The 16,635-nt window shown below is 73.0% G+C and carries 13 protein-coding genes; 6 read left to right on the top strand and 7 right to left on the bottom strand.

What is annotated here, in order from left to right; translation table 11 throughout:
- Positions 1–185: 185 nt before the first annotated feature.
- Entirely contained in the window at positions 186–1,919 is a 1,734-nt protein-coding gene (locus tag ACIRPK_RS27975) for a putative Ig domain-containing protein (protein WP_403043158.1), read from the top strand.
- Between the two features lie 50 nt (positions 1,920–1,969).
- Here ACIRPK_RS27975 and ACIRPK_RS27970 read toward each other — a convergent pair whose 3' ends face one another.
- The 3 genes from ACIRPK_RS27970 to ACIRPK_RS27960 all read right to left on the bottom strand — a co-directional run bounded on the left by ACIRPK_RS27970 (position 1,970) and on the right by ACIRPK_RS27960 (position 5,386).
- Entirely contained in the window at positions 1,970–2,983 is a 1,014-nt protein-coding gene (locus tag ACIRPK_RS27970; RefSeq protein WP_403043155.1) for a TIGR03842 family LLM class F420-dependent oxidoreductase, read from the bottom strand.
- 151 nt (positions 2,984–3,134) lie between these two features.
- A complete protein-coding gene (gene hydA, locus ACIRPK_RS27965; protein WP_403043152.1) occupies positions 3,135–4,532 on the bottom strand; it encodes a dihydropyrimidinase in 1,398 nt (465 codons plus the stop codon).
- 11 nt (positions 4,533–4,543) lie between these two features.
- Positions 4,544–5,386 (bottom strand): nitrilase-related carbon-nitrogen hydrolase, encoded by an 843-nt coding sequence (locus ACIRPK_RS27960; protein ID WP_403043150.1) that lies wholly within the window; start codon positions 5,384–5,386, stop codon positions 4,544–4,546.
- 298 nt (positions 5,387–5,684) lie between these two features.
- On the opposite strand from ACIRPK_RS27960, the gene ACIRPK_RS27955 reads away from it, so the two are divergent.
- The gene (locus tag ACIRPK_RS27955) at positions 5,685–6,965 is read left to right on the top strand and encodes a ricin-type beta-trefoil lectin domain protein (RefSeq protein ID WP_403043147.1); all 1,281 of its coding nucleotides are present in this window, start codon (positions 5,685–5,687) and stop codon (positions 6,963–6,965) included.
- A gap of 63 nt (positions 6,966–7,028) precedes the next feature.
- On the opposite strand, the gene ACIRPK_RS27950 is transcribed toward ACIRPK_RS27955, so the two are convergent.
- The gene (locus ACIRPK_RS27950) at positions 7,029–7,343 is read right to left on the bottom strand and encodes a hypothetical protein (RefSeq protein ID WP_403043144.1); all 315 of its coding nucleotides are present in this window, start codon (positions 7,341–7,343) and stop codon (positions 7,029–7,031) included.
- A gap of 196 nt (positions 7,344–7,539) precedes the next feature.
- Between ACIRPK_RS27950 and ACIRPK_RS27945 the strand changes: the two genes are divergently transcribed.
- From ACIRPK_RS27945 to ACIRPK_RS27930, 4 genes are all read left to right on the top strand, one after another.
- A complete protein-coding gene (locus ACIRPK_RS27945; RefSeq protein WP_403043287.1) occupies positions 7,540–10,038 on the top strand; it encodes a DEAD/DEAH box helicase in 2,499 nt (832 codons plus the stop codon).
- 352 nt (positions 10,039–10,390) lie between these two features.
- Positions 10,391–11,494: an LLM class flavin-dependent oxidoreductase gene (locus tag ACIRPK_RS27940; protein WP_403043142.1), complete on the top strand. Its 1,104-nt coding sequence runs from the start codon at positions 10,391–10,393 to the stop codon at positions 11,492–11,494.
- Entirely contained in the window at positions 11,491–12,816 is a 1,326-nt protein-coding gene (locus ACIRPK_RS27935; protein WP_403043139.1) for an MFS transporter, read from the top strand. Before ACIRPK_RS27940 ends, ACIRPK_RS27935 begins: the two co-directional genes overlap by 4 nt.
- On the top strand, positions 12,806–14,245 hold the full coding sequence (locus ACIRPK_RS27930; RefSeq protein WP_403043137.1) for a pyridoxal phosphate-dependent decarboxylase family protein: 1,440 nt from the start codon (positions 12,806–12,808) through the stop codon (positions 14,243–14,245). Before ACIRPK_RS27935 ends, ACIRPK_RS27930 begins: the two co-directional genes overlap by 11 nt.
- Before the next feature lie 60 nt (positions 14,246–14,305).
- Here the strand turns inward: ACIRPK_RS27930 and ACIRPK_RS27925 are convergent, their stop codons facing one another.
- From ACIRPK_RS27925 to ACIRPK_RS27915, 3 genes are all read right to left on the bottom strand, one after another.
- Complete coding sequence (locus tag ACIRPK_RS27925; RefSeq protein ID WP_403043134.1) at positions 14,306–15,211, bottom strand: GlxA family transcriptional regulator; 906 nt, start codon at positions 15,209–15,211, stop codon at positions 14,306–14,308.
- The gene (locus ACIRPK_RS27920; RefSeq protein WP_403043131.1) at positions 15,208–15,795 is read right to left on the bottom strand and encodes a cysteine hydrolase family protein; all 588 of its coding nucleotides are present in this window, start codon (positions 15,793–15,795) and stop codon (positions 15,208–15,210) included. The genes ACIRPK_RS27925 and ACIRPK_RS27920 overlap by 4 nt, the downstream gene beginning before the upstream one ends.
- A 90-nt stretch (positions 15,796–15,885) precedes the next feature.
- Positions 15,886–16,368: a macro domain-containing protein gene (locus ACIRPK_RS27915; RefSeq protein ID WP_403043129.1), complete on the bottom strand. Its 483-nt coding sequence runs from the start codon at positions 16,366–16,368 to the stop codon at positions 15,886–15,888.
- Positions 16,369–16,635 lie beyond the last annotated feature (267 nt).

Below are 16,635 nucleotides of genomic sequence, written 5' to 3'. Positions count from 1 at the left end.
CGGGCGCGGCAAGGGTTTCCCCTCATGGCCGGTCCGGGACGCAGGGGATTCCTCCGATGCCGCCGGACCGCCCGGCGGACCACCGTGTTCACCACCCCGGCCAGTGCCTCGCAGACCCCCACCGGCCACGGCCCGGGCCCCGCAGCCGACCAAACGGTCGGTGCCCCCACGAGAGGAACCCCGCCGTGCGTGCTCTTCCCCACCGGCCCCTGCTGGCCGGTCTCGCCGCCGCCCTGGCGCTGGCCGGTCTCAACGCCCTGCCCGCCGCCGCCGCACCGCCGACGGACACCACGGCCGCGCGGATCCTGGCCGCCGTCCAGCGGGACTTCGGCCTGACGGCCGCTCAGGCCCGGGAGCGGGTCGCCGACGAGAGCGCCGCGGCGCACACGGCCACCCTGGTCCGGGGCCGGATCGGCGACCGGGTCGCGGGTCTCTGGTTCGACGCCGCCACCGGCCGGCTGAACGCCGCCGTCACCGGCGAGTCCGACGCCGCGCTGGCCCGGGCGGCCGGTGCCGTGCCGCGCCTGGTCGCCCACGGCCCGGCCGAACTCGCGGCCACCGCACGGGCGGTGACCGCCCTGGTCGGCCCGGGCGTGCCCGGCGTCCACTCCTGGGGCCCGGACGTGCGCGGCAACCGGATCGAGGTGACCGTCGCCGCCACCGGCCGGACGGCGGCCACCGAAACCTTCCTCACCCGGCTCGGGGCGCTCGGCGACCTGGTCCGGGTCGGCGTCTCGGACCAGGCGCCCCGGCAGCAGGCCGACGTGGTCGGCGGTGACAAGTGGACCCCAGGCACCGAGAGCCCCTGCTCGATCGGCTTCCCGGTGACCCGCACCAGCGGCGGGGCGAAGGGCTTCCTGACGGCGGGTCACTGCACCAACGACGCCGACCAGGCGGCGTACGGCAAGGACGGCACCCGGGTCGGCACCTCCAACCGGGGCGGCGTCGGCAGCGTGAACGCCCGCGAGGGCGACATGGGCATCGTGGACGTCGACCAGCCCGGCTGGAACGTCGCGGCCAAGGTGGCGGGCTACGGGCAGGGCGACATCACCGTCACCGGCTCGGCCGAGGCCGTGGTCGGCACCGCGATCTGCCGCTCCGGCCAGACCACCGGCCTGCGCTGCGGCGAGGTGACCAAGGTCGACCAGAGCGTCGACTACGGGAACGTGGTCGTCGACGGACTCTCCTACTCCAGCGCCTGCTCGGCGGGCGGCGACTCGGGCGGGGCCTACGTCACCGCCACCGGCGGCAAGGCGGTCGGCCTGCACTCCGGCGGCGGCAGCGCCACCTGCACCTCGGGCAGCGGCGAGAAGTTCACCATCTTCCAGCCCGTCAACGAGGCCCTGACCAGGTTCGGCGCCGCCCTGGTGGTCTCCGCCCCGCAGCCCGACGGTGTCACCGTCGCGGCCGTCTCGGACCGGACCACCGCCCTGGGCACGGCGGTCGAGCTGCGCAACAGCGCGGAGGGCGGCACCGCCCCGTACACCTGGACCGCCACCGGGCTGCCCGCCGGTCTCGCCATCGCCGCCGCCACGGGCACCGTGACCGGCACCCCCACCACCGCCGGGAGCAGCTCGGTGACCGTGACCGCCACCGACAGCGCCGGCCGGACCGGTTCCACCGGCTTCAGCTGGACGGTCAGCGCCGGCCAGGGCGGCGGCACCCCGGTGCTCGCCAACCCGGGCAGCCAGACCGCCTACATCGGCAAGCCGGTCTCGCTCGCCCTCCGGGCCACCGGCGGCACCGCTCCGTACACCTTCAAGGCGGCCGGCCTCCCAGCCGGCCTGACCCTCAACCCGGCCACCGGGCTGGTCACCGGCGCGCCCACCGCCTGGGGCTTCCGCACCAGCACCCTCACCGTGACCGACGGCGCGGGCAGGTCCGCCTCGGTGAGCGTCACCTGGAACATCTACTTCTGACCGCCGCTCGGGAGCCCCGCAGGCACCCCGCCTGCGGGGCTCCCGGCGCGTCACAGGGCGGGGATCACCTCCGCGCCGTACGCGTCGATGGTGGCCTCGATCGCGTCGTGCATCGCGTACACCGCGAACTGGTCGACCCCCAGGTCCCGCAGTTGGCGCAGCTTGGCGAGCTGCGCCTGCGGCGGGCCGATCAGGCAGAACCGGTCGACGATCTCGTCCGGTACGAAGGCGGTGTCCGGATTGCCGGAGCGGCCGTGGTGGGCGTAGTCGTAGCCGTGCCGGTCCCGGATGTAGTCGGTCAGCGCCTCCGGCACCAGGCCGGAGTGCTCGCCGTAGCGGGAGACCAGGTCGGCGACGTGGTTGCCGACCATGCCGCCGAACCAGCGGCACTGCTCCCGGGCGTGCGCCAGCGCCTCGGGCGAGTCGTCGGCGGTGACGTACGCGGGCGCGGCCACGCAGACCGTGATCGAGGCGGGGTCGCGCCCGGCCCGCTCGGCGGCGGTGCGCACCGCCTTGACCATCCACTCGGTCAGGTAGGGGTCGGCCAGCTGGAGGATGAAGCCGTCCGCCTGCCGTCCCGTCAGGTCGAGTGCCTTCGGGCCGTACGCGCCCATCCAGACCGGGAGTTCGGCGCCGGGACGCACCCAGGGCAGCTGCATCGGGGTGCCGTCCACCTCGGCCTCCCGGCCCTCCGCCAGCTCCTTGATCGCGTGCATCCCGGCGGACAGCCGCTCCAGGGTGGCCGGGCGGCGGCCGGCCACCCGCATCGCGGAGTCGCCGCGCCCGATCCCGCACACCGTGCGGTTGCCGAACATGTCGTTCAGGGTGGCGAACAGCGAGGCGGTGACCTCCCAGGTCCTAGTCGACGGGTTGGTCACCATCGGACCGACCGTCAGGCGCAAGGTCTGCGCCAGGATCTGACTGTAGATCACGAAGGGCTCCTGCCAGAGCACCACCGAGTCGAAGGTCCACCCGTGGGTGAAGCCCGCCGCCTCGGCGCGCACCATCCGCTCGACCAGCAGCCGGGCGGGCGGGTCGGTCTGGAGTACGAGGCCGATGTCCAACTTGGTTCTCCTCAAGGGCCTGTCCGACCATTCGCGTCGGACCGGGCCGGGTCGTTCAGGGCCCCTCCTGCCCCTTGGCGGGCGAGGAGGGCGCGTGCGATCGGCGTGCGGGCCGGGCGGGCCGGACCCGACGGGGATGGTCGGACAGGCCCTACAGGTACTGACAGGTCGAGCGCGGCTGGTAGCGGCCGTGCCCGGCCTGGCCGAGGTAGACGTCGCCGTCGACCACCACCGTGCCCCGGGAGAGCACGGTGCGGGCCTTGCCGGTGAGCTGCCTGCCCTCGTACGCCGAGTAGTCCACGTTCATGTGGTGGGTGGCGGCCGAGACGGTCTGCACCGCGGTCGGGTCGTAGACCACCAGGTCGGCGTCGGCGCCCGGCGCGACGGTGCCCTTGCGCGGGTAGAGCCCGAACATCCGGGCCGGGGTGGCGCAGGCGATCTCGATCCACCGACGCCGGGTCAACTTCCCCTCCACCACCGCCTGGTGCAGCAGGTCCATCCGGTTCTCCACGCCCGGCAGGCCGTTCGGGATCTTCGAGAAGTCGCCCCGGCCGAGGTCCTTCTGCCCGACGAAACAGAACGGGCAGTGGTCGGTGGAGACCACCTGGAGGTCGTTGGTGCGCAGCCCCCGCCACAGCGCGGCCTGGTGCTCGCGCGGGCGCAGCGGCGTGGAGCAGACGTACTTGGCCCCCTCGAAGCCGGGCTCGGCCAGGTTGTCGGTCGACAGGTAGAGGTACTGGGGGCAGGTCTCGCCGAACACCGGCAGGCCCTCGTCCCGCGCCTTCGCCAACTCGGCCACGGCCGAGGCGGCCGAGACGTGCACCACGTACAGCGGGGCGCCCGCCACCTGGGCCAGCTTGATCGCCCGGTGGGTGGCCTCGGCCTCCAGCAGCTCGCGGCGCACCTCGCCGTGGTGGCGCGGGTCGGTCTTCCCGGCCGCCAGCGCCTGTTCGACCAGGACGTCGATCGCGATGCCGTTCTCGGCGTGCATCATGATCAGCCCGCCGTTGTCGGCACCGCGCTGCATGGCCCGCAGGATCTGGCCGTCGTCGCTGTAGAACACGCCCGGGTAGGCCATGAACAGCTTGAAGGAGGTCACCCCCTCCCCCACCAGCAGGTCCATCTCCTTCAGGCTGGCCTCGTTGACGTCCCCGAGGATCATGTGGAAGCCGTAGTCGATCGCGCAGACCCCGGCCGCCTTCTCGTGCCAGGCGTCCAGCCCGGCCCGCAGCGAGGAGCCGACCGACTGGACCGCGAAGTCCACGATGGTGGTGGTGCCGCCGAAGGCGGCGGCCCGGGTGCCGGTCTCGAAGGTGTCGCTGGCCTCGGTGCCGCCGAACGGCAGCTGCATGTGGGTGTGGGCGTCCACGCCGCCGGGGATCACGTACTGTCCGGTGGCGTCGATCACCCGGTCCGCCGTCCAGCCGGCGGCCGGCTCGCTGCCGGTGGACGCCAGCGCGACCACCTGCTCGCCCTCGACCAGCACGTCCGCGTGCATCTCCTCGGCGGCGGTGATCACCAGGCCGCCGCGGATCACGGTACGGGTCATCTGACGCCCCCTCAGGCTTCCGTCAGCGGGCCGTAGGCGTCCGGGCGCCGGTCCCGGTAGAACGCCCACTGCTGCCTGACCTGCTCGATCAGGTCCAGGTCCAGGTCGCGGACCACCAGCTCCTCGTCCTTGTCCGAGGCGACCTCGCCGACGAACTGGCCGCGCGGGTCGACGAAGTAGGAGGTGCCGTAGAAGTCGTTGTCGCCGTACTCCTCCACCCCGACCCGGTTGATCGCGGCGATGTAGTACTCGTTGGCCACCGCGGCGGCCGGCTGCTCCAGCTGCCAGAGGTAGGCGGACAGGCCCCGGCTGGTGGCCGAGGGGTTGTAGACGATCTCGGCCCCGGCCAGGCCGAGCGCGCGCCAGCCCTCGGGGAAGTGCCGGTCGTAGCAGATGTACACGCCGACCTTGCCGACCGCGGTGTCGAACACCGGCCAGCCGAGGTTCCCGGGCTTGAAGTAGTACTTCTCCCAGAAGCCCTTCACCTGCGGGATGTGGTGCTTGCGGTACTTGCCGAGGTAGGAGCCGTCCGCGTCGATCACCGCGGCGGTGTTGTAGTAGAAGCCCGACTGCTCGACCTCGTACACCGGCACCACGACCACCAGGCCCAGCTCCCTGGCCAGCGCCTGCATCCGCCGCACCGTCGGCCCGTCCGGCACCGGCTCGGCCCAGCGGTAGTGCTCGGGCTCCTGGACCTGACAGAAGTACGGGGCGTTGAAGACCTCCTGGAACCCGATGATCTGCGCGCCCTGCGCGGCGGCGTCCCGCGCCGCCCGCTCGTGGGCCGCGATCATTGTCTCCTTGTCCCCTGTCCACGCGGTCTGGAACAGGGCGGCACGTACGACACGACTCATGACGGACTCCCTCGCAGCAGCGGTGTGACCGTGAGACTAGGAGTAATGCCCCCCGCCGGCCCGCGTCACGCGCCGGGAAGCGGAACTTCTCTCCCCGGACGGAGAGCGCTCACGTCCGCCTTCACGACTCGAACGCGGGCACTCGCGCTGAGCCTCCGTCAGGCCCCTTTTCCCGTCCGGCGGAAGAAGTCCGCGCATTGACGTTGCCATGACTTGAACGGCGTCCGTAGGATTTCCTGGAGAGCGCTCTCAGCACGGTCCTCCCCTTCCTCCCCCACAAGTCAAGGGTGGTTCCCCCATGCCTGCTGCACCCCGCCCACGCCGCCGACCCCTCGGCGGACTGCTCTCCCTGCTCGGCGCCGGCCTGCTGGCGGCCGCCCTGCTCGCGCCGACCGCCCCCGGCGCCGCCACCGGGCCCGACGGCACCGCCCCGGTCGCCGCGCAGAGCTGGAACGACGACTTCGACGGACCGGCCGGCTCGGCCGTCGACCCCACCAAGTGGACGGTGGAGACCGGCGGTTCGGGCAACGGCAACCACGAGCTCCAGTACTACACGCCGGGGGCGCAGAACGCCGCGCTGGACGGCCAGGGCAACCTGGTCATCACCGCCAGGCGCAACACCGACGGCGGCCTGGCCTGCTGGTACGGCACCTGCCAGTACACCTCGGCCCGGCTGAACACCGCCCGCACCTTCACCCAGGCGTACGGGCACTTCGAGTCCCGCATCAAGATCCCGCGCGGCCAGGGCATCTGGCCCGCCTTCTGGATGCTCGGCAACGACCTCGGCACGGCGGGCTGGCCCACCAGCGGCGAGATCGACGTGATGGAGAACATCGGCCGCGAGCCGGGCACCGTGCACGGCACCATCCACGGCCCCGGCTACTCGGGGGCGGGCGGCATCGGTGCCCCGTACAGCCTGCCGGCGGGGCAGTCCTTCGCGGACGCCTTCCACACCTTCGCGGTGGACTGGAGCCCCTCCGCGATCACCTGGTCGGTGGACGGCCACGCCTACCAGACCCGGACGCCGGCCGACCTGGGCGGCAACCGCTGGGTGTTCGACCACCCGTTCTTCGTCATCCTCAACCTGGCGGTCGGCGGCGACTGGCCGGGCAGCCCCGACGGTTCGTCGACCTACCCGCAGACCATGACCGTCGACTACGTGCACACCACCACCTGGGGCGGCAGCTCCGGTCTGCCGTACACCGGCCGGATCACCGGCCCGGGCGGCATGTGCGTCGACGTGGCCGGCGCCTCCAGCGTCGACCGCACCCCGATCCAGCTGCACAACTGCACCGGCGGCGCGGCCCAGCAGTGGACGGTCGGCACCGACGGCACCGTCCGGGCCCTCGGCAAGTGCCTGGACGTGGACGGCGCCTCGCACAACGACGGCGCCGTCATCCAGCTCTACACCTGCAACGGCACCGGCGCCCAGCAGTGGACGTACCGCTCCGGCCACGACTTCCTGAACCCCAGCTCCGGCAAGTGCCTGGACTCCCCGAACGGCTCCGCCGCCGACGGCACCCGGCTCCAGCTGTGGACCTGCAACGGCAGCGCGGCCCAGCGGTGGACCCTCGGCTGACCACACCGCTGCGCGGGCGGAGCCACCCGGCCACCGGCTCCGCCCGCCCGGCCCGAGGGGCCGTCAGCAGGTGCAGAAGACCGTCAGGGTGATGGACTCCGGCGGCGGCGGGGAGCCGTCGTACGGAGCGATCCAGGCACCGACGCCCTCGTCGCCGGCGTTGGTCCAGCGGACCCGCTGGTCCGGACCGAGCGGGCTGCCGTCGCCGTTGGTGACCTTCCAGTCGGTGAGGTGCGTGCCCTCCGGACAGTGGGCCTCCACTCCGCCCGGGGAGCCGGTCACCGAGACACTGGTGGTGTCGTCGGCCTGGGCCGGGCCGGCCAGCAGGGCGGCGAGGCCGGCCGCGGCCAGACCCACCCCCAGGAGTCGCTTGCGCATGGATGTCCTTCCGTCGTCCGCCCAACTCGTTCGTGGACGGTCCACGACAGTGTCCCCGCTACCCAGGGTGATATGCCGGGCACCCTGCGAAGTCACCCGCGCGAGTGCGCGGCGGTGCGGCCCGGCCGTGCGCGCCCGAGCTTTGCCCGTGACGTTCCCAACCAGGCAAGATGGCCCGGTGACCCTCCTGGACCTGATGCCGAAGCCCGCTACCCCCGACGCCCTGTACGAGACCTTCGCCGAGTGGGCGCAGGACCGTGGCATCACGCTCTACCCCGCCCAGGAGGAGGCGCTGATCGAGTTGGTCTCGGGCAACAACGTCATCCTCGCCACCCCCACCGGGTCAGGGAAGAGCCTGGTCGCGGCGGGTGCGCACTTCGCCGCGCTGGCCGAGGGCAAGCGCACCTTCTACACCGCGCCGATCAAGGCCCTGGTCTCGGAGAAGTTCTTCGACCTGGTGAAGATGTTCGGCACCGAGCAGGTCGGCATGATGACGGGTGACGCCAGCGTCAACCCGACCGCGCCGATCATCTGCTGCACCGCCGAGGTGCTCGCCAACATCGCGCTCCGCGACGGCGCCCGGGCCGACGTCGGCCAGGTGGTGATGGACGAGTTCCACTTCTACGCCGAGCCGGACCGGGGCTGGGCCTGGCAGATTCCGATCCTCGAACTCCCGCACGTGCAGTTCCTGCTGATGTCCGCCACCCTCGGCGACGTCCGCCGGTTCGAGGAGGACCTGACCCGCCGCACCGGCCGCCCGACCACCGTGGTGCGCTCGGTCACCCGCCCGGTGCCGCTGTTCTACGAGTACCGCCGCACCAACCTGCACGACACCCTGGAGGAGTTGCTGAAGACCGGTCAGGCCCCGGTCTACGTGGTGCACTTCACCCAGAAGGAAGCCGTCGAGCGCGCCCAGTCGCTGATGAGCATCAACATGTGCACGAAGGCGGAGAAGGACGCCATCGCCGACCTGATCGGCGGCTTCCGGTTCACCACCAAGTTCGGCCGCAACCTCTCCCGCTACGTCCGGCACGGCATCGGCGTGCACCACGCGGGCATGCTGCCCAAGTACCGCCGGCTGGTCGAGCGCCTCGCCCAGGCCGGGCTGCTCAAGGTCATCTGCGGCACCGACACCCTCGGCGTCGGCGTCAACGTGCCGATCCGCACCGTGCTGTTCACCGCGCTCTCCAAGTACGACGGCCAGCGGGTCCGGGTGCTGCGCGCCCGGGAGTTCCACCAGATCGCCGGCCGGGCCGGCCGGGCCGGCTTCGACACCGTCGGCCAGGTGGTGGCCCAGGCGCCCGAGCACGTGATCGAGAACGACAAGATGGTCGCCAAGGCCGGCGACGACCCGAAGAAGAAGCGCAAGGTGGTCCGGAAGAAGGCCCCCGAGGGCTTCGTCAGCTGGTCCGAGGAGACCTTCGAGCGCCTGATCGGCGCCGACCCGGAGCCGCTGGTGTCCCGGTTCAAGGTCAGCCACGCCATGCTGCTCTCCGTCATCGGCCGCCCCGGCAACGCCTTCGAGGCGATGCGCCACCTGCTGACCGACAACCACGAGGAGCGCTCGGCCCAGCGCCGGCACATCCGCAGCGCGATCGCCATCTACCGCTCGCTGCTCGCGGGCGGCGTGGTCGAGCGCCTGCCGGAGCCGGACGCCGAGGGCCGGATCGTCCGCCTCACCGTCGACCTGCAGGAGAACTTCGCGCTCAACCAGCCGCTCTCCACCTTCGCGCTGGCCGCCTTCGAGCTGATCGACCAGGAGTCCCCCTCCTACGCGATGGACATCGTCTCGGTGGTCGAGGCCACCCTCGACGACCCGCGCCAGATCCTCGCCTCGCAGCAGAACAAGGCGCGCGGCGAGGCGATCGGCGAGATGAAGCGGGACGGCATCGAGTACGAGGAGCGGATGGAGCGGCTCCAGGACATCACCTACCCCAAGCCGCTCGAGGAGCTGCTCGGCCACGCCTACGAGGTCTACCGCCAGGCCCACCCGTGGATCGGCGACCACCACCTCGCGCCCAAGTCCGTGGTCCGCGACCTCTACGAGCGGGCGATGACCTTCTCGGACTACGTCGGCCACTACGACCTGGCCCGCACCGAGGGCATCGTGCTGCGCTACCTGGCCGGCGCGTTCAAGGCGCTGGAGCAGACCGTCCCGGACGACCTGAAGACCGACGACCTCAAGGACGTCATCGCCTGGCTCGGCGAGCTGGTCCGCCAGGTCGACTCCAGCCTGCTGGACGAGTGGGAGCAGCTGGCCAACCCCACCTCCCCGGCGACCACCGAGGTCCGGCTGGACGACAAGCCCGCCCCGGTCACCGCGAACGCCCGCGCCTTCCGGGTGCTGGTGCGCAACGAGATGTTCCGCCGGGTCGAGCTCTGCGCGCTCGAACAGTACGGCACGCTGGGCGAGTTGGACGGCGAGTACGGCTGGGACCGCGACCGCTGGGCGGACGCGATGGACGGGTACTGGGAGGAGCACGACGACCTCGGCACCGGCCCGAACGCGCGCGGTCCCAAGATGCTGCTGATCGAGGAGGACCCGGAGGAGGGCTCCTGGCGGGTCCGGCAGATCTTCGAGGACCCGGCCGGCGACCAGGACTGGGGCATCAGCGCCGAGGTCGACCTGTACGGCTCCGACGAGGAGGGCCGCGCCGTCCTCCGGGTCACCGGCGTGAACCGCCTGGACGGCTGACCCTCCGACACCTGCCGCGGGCCGCCCGGATTCTCCCGGGCGGCCCGCGGCGTGCCCAGGGCTTGTCAGCGGCTGTGCCGTCCACCATGATCTGCCCTATGCCCAGCGTCCTCGCCGCCAAGACCGACCGGCACCTGGTGGGCGGGAGAAGGAGCGGTGGTGGGGTGCGTGCCTCGGCGGTGCCGAGGAGGGAGTCCCTGCGGAGCATCGGCGACCGACGAGAAGCCGTCGAGGTGCGGGCCCCGGCGCCGCGACGCCGCCCACCAGGTGCCGGTCGGTCCAAGGTGCCCTGTCCGTAGTCCGGTTCGACCGGACGCCGACGCCCCCGCTGTCACCTTTCCGAGGACACCCCATGCCCGTGTTGTTCCACTGGTTCCTCCCCACCGGCGGCGACGGCCGCGACCCGGGCGGGGTCACCTCCGTCCAGGGCCGCACCGAGGCGGCCACCCGCCGCCCGGCCGACATCGGCTACCTGGGCCAGGTGGCCAGGGCCGCCGAACAGGCCGGTTTCAGCTCGCTGCTGGCCCCGGTCGGCCTCGGCTGCGTCGACCCCTGGATCGTCGCCACGGCGGTGGCCCAGCACACCGACCGGATCGGCTTCCTGGTGGCCTTCCGCACCGGCTTCGCCAGTCCCACCCTGCTGGCCCAACAGGCCGACGCCTTCCGGCGGTTCGCCGGCGGGCGGCTCCGGCTGAACGTCGTCACCGGCGGCGACCCGGCCGAGCAGCGCGCCTACGGGGACACGCTGTCCCACGACGAGCGGTACGAGCGCACCGACGAGGTGATGGCGGCGCTGCGCGACCTGCTGGACGGCGGCACGGTCGACTGGGCCGGCCGGCACGTCTCGCTCGCCGGCGCGGCGCTGGTGGACCCCGCCGTCGAGCACCCGGTGCCGCTGTACTTCGGCGGTGCCAGCCCGGCCGCCGAGGCGGTGGCGGCCCGCCGCGCGGACGTCCAACTCCTCTGGGGCGAAACACCGGTGGCGCTCGGCGAGCGAATAGCCCGGCTGCGGAAGCTGGCCGCCGCGCACGGGCGGACCCTGCGCTACGGCCTGCGGCTGCACGTGATCTCCCGGGACACCGCCGCCGAAGCCTGGGCCGAGGCGGACCGGATGCTGGCCCGGATGGACCCGGCCGCCGTGCTGGCCACCCAGCAGCGGTTCGCCGCGATGGACTCCACCGGGCAGGCCCGGATGACCGCCCTGCACCGGGGCGGCACCGACGCGCTGGAGGTCTCCCCCAACCTGTGGGCCGGCATCGGCCTGGTCCGCGAGGGCGCGGGCACCGCGCTGGTCGGCTCGCACCAAGAGGTCGCCGAACGCCTGGCCGAGTACCGGGAGTTGGGGATCGAGGAGTTCGTCCTCTCCGGCTACCCGCATCTGGAGGAGGCCTACCGGGTGGGCGAGGAGGTGCTGCCGAGGCTGCGCGCGCTCACCCCGACCGGCGGCACCGGATGACCGGCGGACTGCCCCGCAGCGTCCGGATCGGCTACGGCCTCGGCTCGCTCGGCACCGGCACCTTCGGCACCGTCCCCGGGCTGATCCTGCTCTACTACCTGACCGACGTGCTGGCGGTGCCGGCCGCCGTGGCCGGGGCCGCCGTCTTCCTGCCCAAGGTCTGGGACGTGCTGGTCAATCCGCTGGTCGGCGCGCTCTCCGACCGCAGCCGGCTGCCCGGCGGGCCGCGCCGTCCGTTCCTGCTGATCGGCGCCTGCACGCTGCCGCCGCTGTTCGCGCTGATCTTCGCCGCACCGCCGCTGCGCGGCGCGGCCGCGGCCGCCTACGTCGCGGTGCTCTTCCTGCTGGCGGCCACCGCCTACGCGGTCTTCCAGGTACCGTACGTCGCGCTGCCCGCCGAGATGACGGCGGATCAGGGCGAGCGGGCCCGGGTGCTCGGCTGGCGGGTCGGCTTCCTCGGGGTGGCGATCCTGCTGTCCGGCGCGCTGGCCCCGGCGATCGCGCACGCCGACGGCGACACCCCGGCGAGCTACCGGCTGATGGGCCTGGCGGTGGCCGTCCTGCTCGCGGTCGGGATGTTCGGCGCCTGGCACTTCACCCGGCACGCCCCGGCGGTCGCCCGCAACGACTCCGAGCCGTCCCTGCGGGCCCAGGTGGCGACCGCCCGGGACAACCCGGCGTTCCTGAACCTGGCCGGGATGTGGACCCTCCAGGCCCTCGCGGTCGGGGTGATGCTGGCGGGCGTGCAGTACTTCGCCACCTACACCCTGGGGTCGGCGGCGGCCGTCACCCCGCTGTTCGCCTGCATGATCGGCCCGCTGGTGCTGGTGATGCCGCTGTGGAACCGCCTGGCGGCCCGCCGGGGCGTCAAGTACGCGCAGTGGTACGCCAGTTCACTGTTCCTGCTGGCGGCCCTCGCGCTCGCGCTGACCCCGGTGGCCGGACACTGGCTCGGGTACACCGCCGTCGCGCTGGTCGGCATCGCCTACGCGGGGCTCCAGTTGCTGCCGCTGACCATGCTCGCCGACACGCTGGCCGCCGACCACCACCGCACCGGCCGGACCAGGGCGGGCACCTTCACCGGCCTGTGGACCGCCGCCGAGACGCTCGGCTTCGCCCTCGGTGCGGGCGCCTTCGCCGCGGTGCTGGCGGTCAGCGGTTTCCGCTCCTCGGACGCCGGTCACCGGGTGGCGCAGCCCGGCTCCGCGCTCACCGGCATCACCGTCGGCATGAGCCTGCTGCCCGCCGTCCTGACCGCGCTGAGCCTCTGGCTGCTGCACCGCTACTCCCTCGACGAGGAGGAGACCCGCCGTGTCCCCTGACCCCGCCCGCCCCGCCGCCGAGGTGCTCGCCGACCTGCGCGCCCTGCGCGGCGCCGACGCCCCCACCCGGGGCGGCCGCACCTTCGCCTACGTCTACGACCCCGCGCTGCCGGGCCTGGACGAGCTGGCCGCCGCCGCGTACGCCGAGTTCGCCACCGTCAACGGCCTGGACATGACCGTCTTCCCGAGCGTCGCCCGGTTGGAGAACGACCTGGTCGGCGCGGCGGCCGCGCTGCTCGGCGCACCGGGCACCCAGGGCACCTTCACCAGTGGCGGCACCGAGAGCATCCTGCTCGCCGTGAAGACCGCCCGCGACCACGCCCGGGTCACCCGTGGGGTGACCGACCCTCAGCTCCTGCTGCCCGCCACCGCGCACGCCGCCTTCCACAAGGCGGCCGGCTACCTGGGCCTGGAGACGGTCGTCGTCCCGGTCGACCCGGTCACCTTCCGGGCCGACGCCGACGCCCTCGCGGCGGCGATCACCGACCGCACCGTGCTGACCGTCGCCTCCGCACCGTCCTACCCGCACGGCGTGATCGACCCCGTCGCGGAGATCGCCGCCGCCTCGGCGGAGCGCGGTGTGCTCTGCCACGTGGACGCCTGCATCGGCGGCTGGCTGCTCCCGTACCTGCGCCGGGCCGGCCGCCCGGTGCCCGCCTTCGACCTGACCGTGCCCGGCGTCACCTCGCTCTCGGTCGACCTGCACAAGTACGGCTACGCCGACAAGGGCGCCTCCGTGGTGCTCTACCGCGACGCCGAGCTGCGCCGCCACCAGTACTTCGCGCACGCGGGTTGGCCCGGCTACCCCGTGGTCAACCCGACCGTCCAGGGCACCAAGTCGGCCGGACTGCTGGCCCAGGCCTGGGCCGTCCTGCAGTACGTCGGCGAGGACGGCTACACGGCCCTGGCCGCCGGGGTGGCGGACGCCTCCGACCGGCTGCTGGCCGGGCTGCGCGACACCGAGGGCGTCGAGGTGCTCGGCGATCCGTCCGCCGGGCTGGTCTCCTTCACCCTTCCGGCGGGCCTGAGCCTGCTGCTGCACCTGGCCGACGAACTGCGCGAGCGCGGCTGGTACCTGCAACCCCAGCTCTCCCACGGCGAGTTGCCCGCCAACCTGCACCTCACCCTGACCCCGGCCACCGTCGACCGGGTGGACGGCCTGCTGGCCGATCTGCGGGAGGCCCTGAAGACCGCCCGCACCCTGCCGCCGGTCTCGGTCGACCCCGGCGTGCTGGAGCTGGCCGCCGCCCTGGACCCGGCGACCCTTGGCCCCGAGGAGGTCGCCGCCGTGCTGGCCTTCGCCGGGCTGACCGGCGCCGGTGGGCTGCCGACCCGGATGGCGCCGGTGCTGGTGCTGCTGGACGCGCTCCCCGCACCGTTGCAGGAGCGGCTGCTGGCGGAGTTCGTGGGGTCGATCTTCCGGATCTGACCGGCCGTCACCGAACGCGCCCCCGGCCGGGGCGTCTCCGGGCGGCGGCCCGACCGCCCGTCAGACCCGGGACCGCAGCCGGCGCAGCATCCGGGCGTCCTGGAAGCCGACCACCCGGGCGGCGGCCTCGACCGTGCTGCCCCGGGTGATCAGGTGCTCGGCCCGTTCGACCCGCAGCTCCTGCTGGTAGCGCAGCGGGGTGAGGCCGGTGGCCTCGGTGAACCGGCGGGTGAGGGTCCGTTCGCTGACCCCGGAGGCCGCGGCCAGGTCGGCGAGCGCGAGCCGGTCGGTGAACCGGTTGTCGATCAGATCCTGCACCCGGTGGATGGCGTCGCTGAGGTGGGTGCGGTGCCGGAGCAGCGCGCTGGTCTGCTGCTCGTCGCCGTTGCGGCGGGCGTAGACCACCATGTCCCGGGCCACCTTGGCGGCGGCGGCCGGGCCGTGCCGGACGGCGACCAGGTGCAGCGCGAGGTCGATGCCGCTGGCGATCCCGGCCGAGCTGACCACCCGGTCGTCCACCACGTAGAGCACGTCCCGCACCACGGTGGCCCGGGGGTAGCAGCGGGCGAGCTCGTCCTGCGCCTCGTGGTGGGTGGTGCAGCGCCGCCCGTCCAGCAGCCCGGCCCGGCCCAGCGCGTCCGCGCCCGCGCAGATGCTGGCCACCGTCCCGCCCGCCGCGTGATGCGCCGTCAGCCGGGCCAGCGTGTCGTCGTGCAGCGCACCATTGCTGCGCAGCGAGGGCGCGCGCCAACCGGGCACCACCAGCAGGTCCTCGGCTCCCAGCTCCGGCCAGTCGGTGGCGGCCCGCAGATCCAGGCCCTGCGCGGTCGGCACGTCCTCCTGCTCGGCCACGTAGCTGACCCGGTAGTCGTAGCCGAAGTCCGCCGCGGTCGAGAAGACCTGGGCGGGCCCGGCCAGGTCCAGCAGATGCAGCTGCGGGACGAGCAGGAAGACCACCTGCGTCACGATCCGGTCAGCTCCTCCACGGTGGCCACCCGGGCGAACCGGCCCGCGAGGGCGTACTCGGTGCGGGTGATGATCTGATCGGTGGTCAGGGTACGCGGGTCGGCCAGGATCTCGGCCAGGCTGCGGCCCGCCGGGGCGTCCCGGTGCTCGATGGGGTGGGTCGCGGTCGCGTCGGTCACGAAGGTGACGTCGTACCCGAGGTCGGAGGCGACCCGGGCGGTGGTCTCGCAGCACTGCTCGGTCCGGATGCCGCTGATCACCACCTCCCGGACGCCCCGCTCGGTGAGCTGCTGCTGCAGGTTCGTGGTGGTGAACGCGTTGTGGGAGGTCTTGCTGACCACCGGTTCGCCCTCGGCCGGGGCCCGCACCCCCTCGATCAGGCGGACGTGGCCCAGCGCCGGGTCGAAGACCGTACCCGTCCCCGGCTCGGAGTGCAGGACCCACACCACCAGGTCCCCGGCCGCCCGGGTGGCGTCGACCAGCCTGTTCACCTGCCCGACGATGTCGGGGTTGGACACGGCGGCCCAGTTCTCCCGCTGCCGGAACGATTCCTGGACGTCGATGACGACGAGTGCGCTGTTCATGCCTCGATCCTGCTGCCTGCCGGTCCCTCCGCGACAGACACCATCATGCCCCGATCCGGAACGATCCGGTCACCGCCGCCGAACCACTGCTCAGTCGAAGTCGTACACCGTGACCGGCACCCCCGCCCCGGTCAGCCGCGCCGTCACCAACGGCTCCACCCGGTCCCAGCGCCCGCCCGCGAGGCCGCAGCCGATCCGGGGCATGTGCACGGAGGCCCCGAGCTCCCGCACCTGCGGAGCCAGCCGGGCGAGGGCGGCGTCGATCGCCTCGTAGCGGACCGGGACGCCCTGGGACCGACTCGTCCTGATCCCCCGCTGGCCGACCAGGTTGGCCACCCACACGTACCGCTCCACCTGCACCAACTGCACCGCACCGAGCCCGAAGTCGTTGCCCGCCCGCTCGCGGTGCCACCGCCGGAACGCCGCCTCGGGCTCCGGCCAGCGCTTGGACAGCGCGACTACGAAGCCCTTGCCCCAGCCGCCCAGGTCGTTGCAGACGTGGGCGATCACCTTGACGCCCTTGCCCTGCGGGGCCGTGGCGTCCCCCCGTACGTAGTCGATCAGTTCACCCATCCGCGCAGGCTATCCACCGCTCCTGACATCCCCTACCGGATTTTCCTGACGGGCCGTCCGGTCGCACCAGCGGGCGCCCCTCGCCGCAGCGGCCCGACTGCTCAGGTCGGCGGTTCCGAGGGCTGATCGGTGCAGCCGTGTGGTCAGCGTGCTACGGATCAGATGCGGTTGCCATGACCGGTGGGGTCAGAATCGGTTGGGGTACTTGATTGCCAAGATCAGGAAGATGATCAGTGCAACGGCCACGATCAGGCCGACGGCGATTCT

The sequence above is a fragment of the Kitasatospora sp. NPDC101801 genome (assembly GCF_044766665.1).
Lineage (GTDB): Bacteria > Actinomycetota > Actinomycetes > Streptomycetales > Streptomycetaceae > Kitasatospora.
Note: the sequence above shows the minus strand (reverse complement) of the source record. Positions and strands in the feature narration are given on the sequence as shown.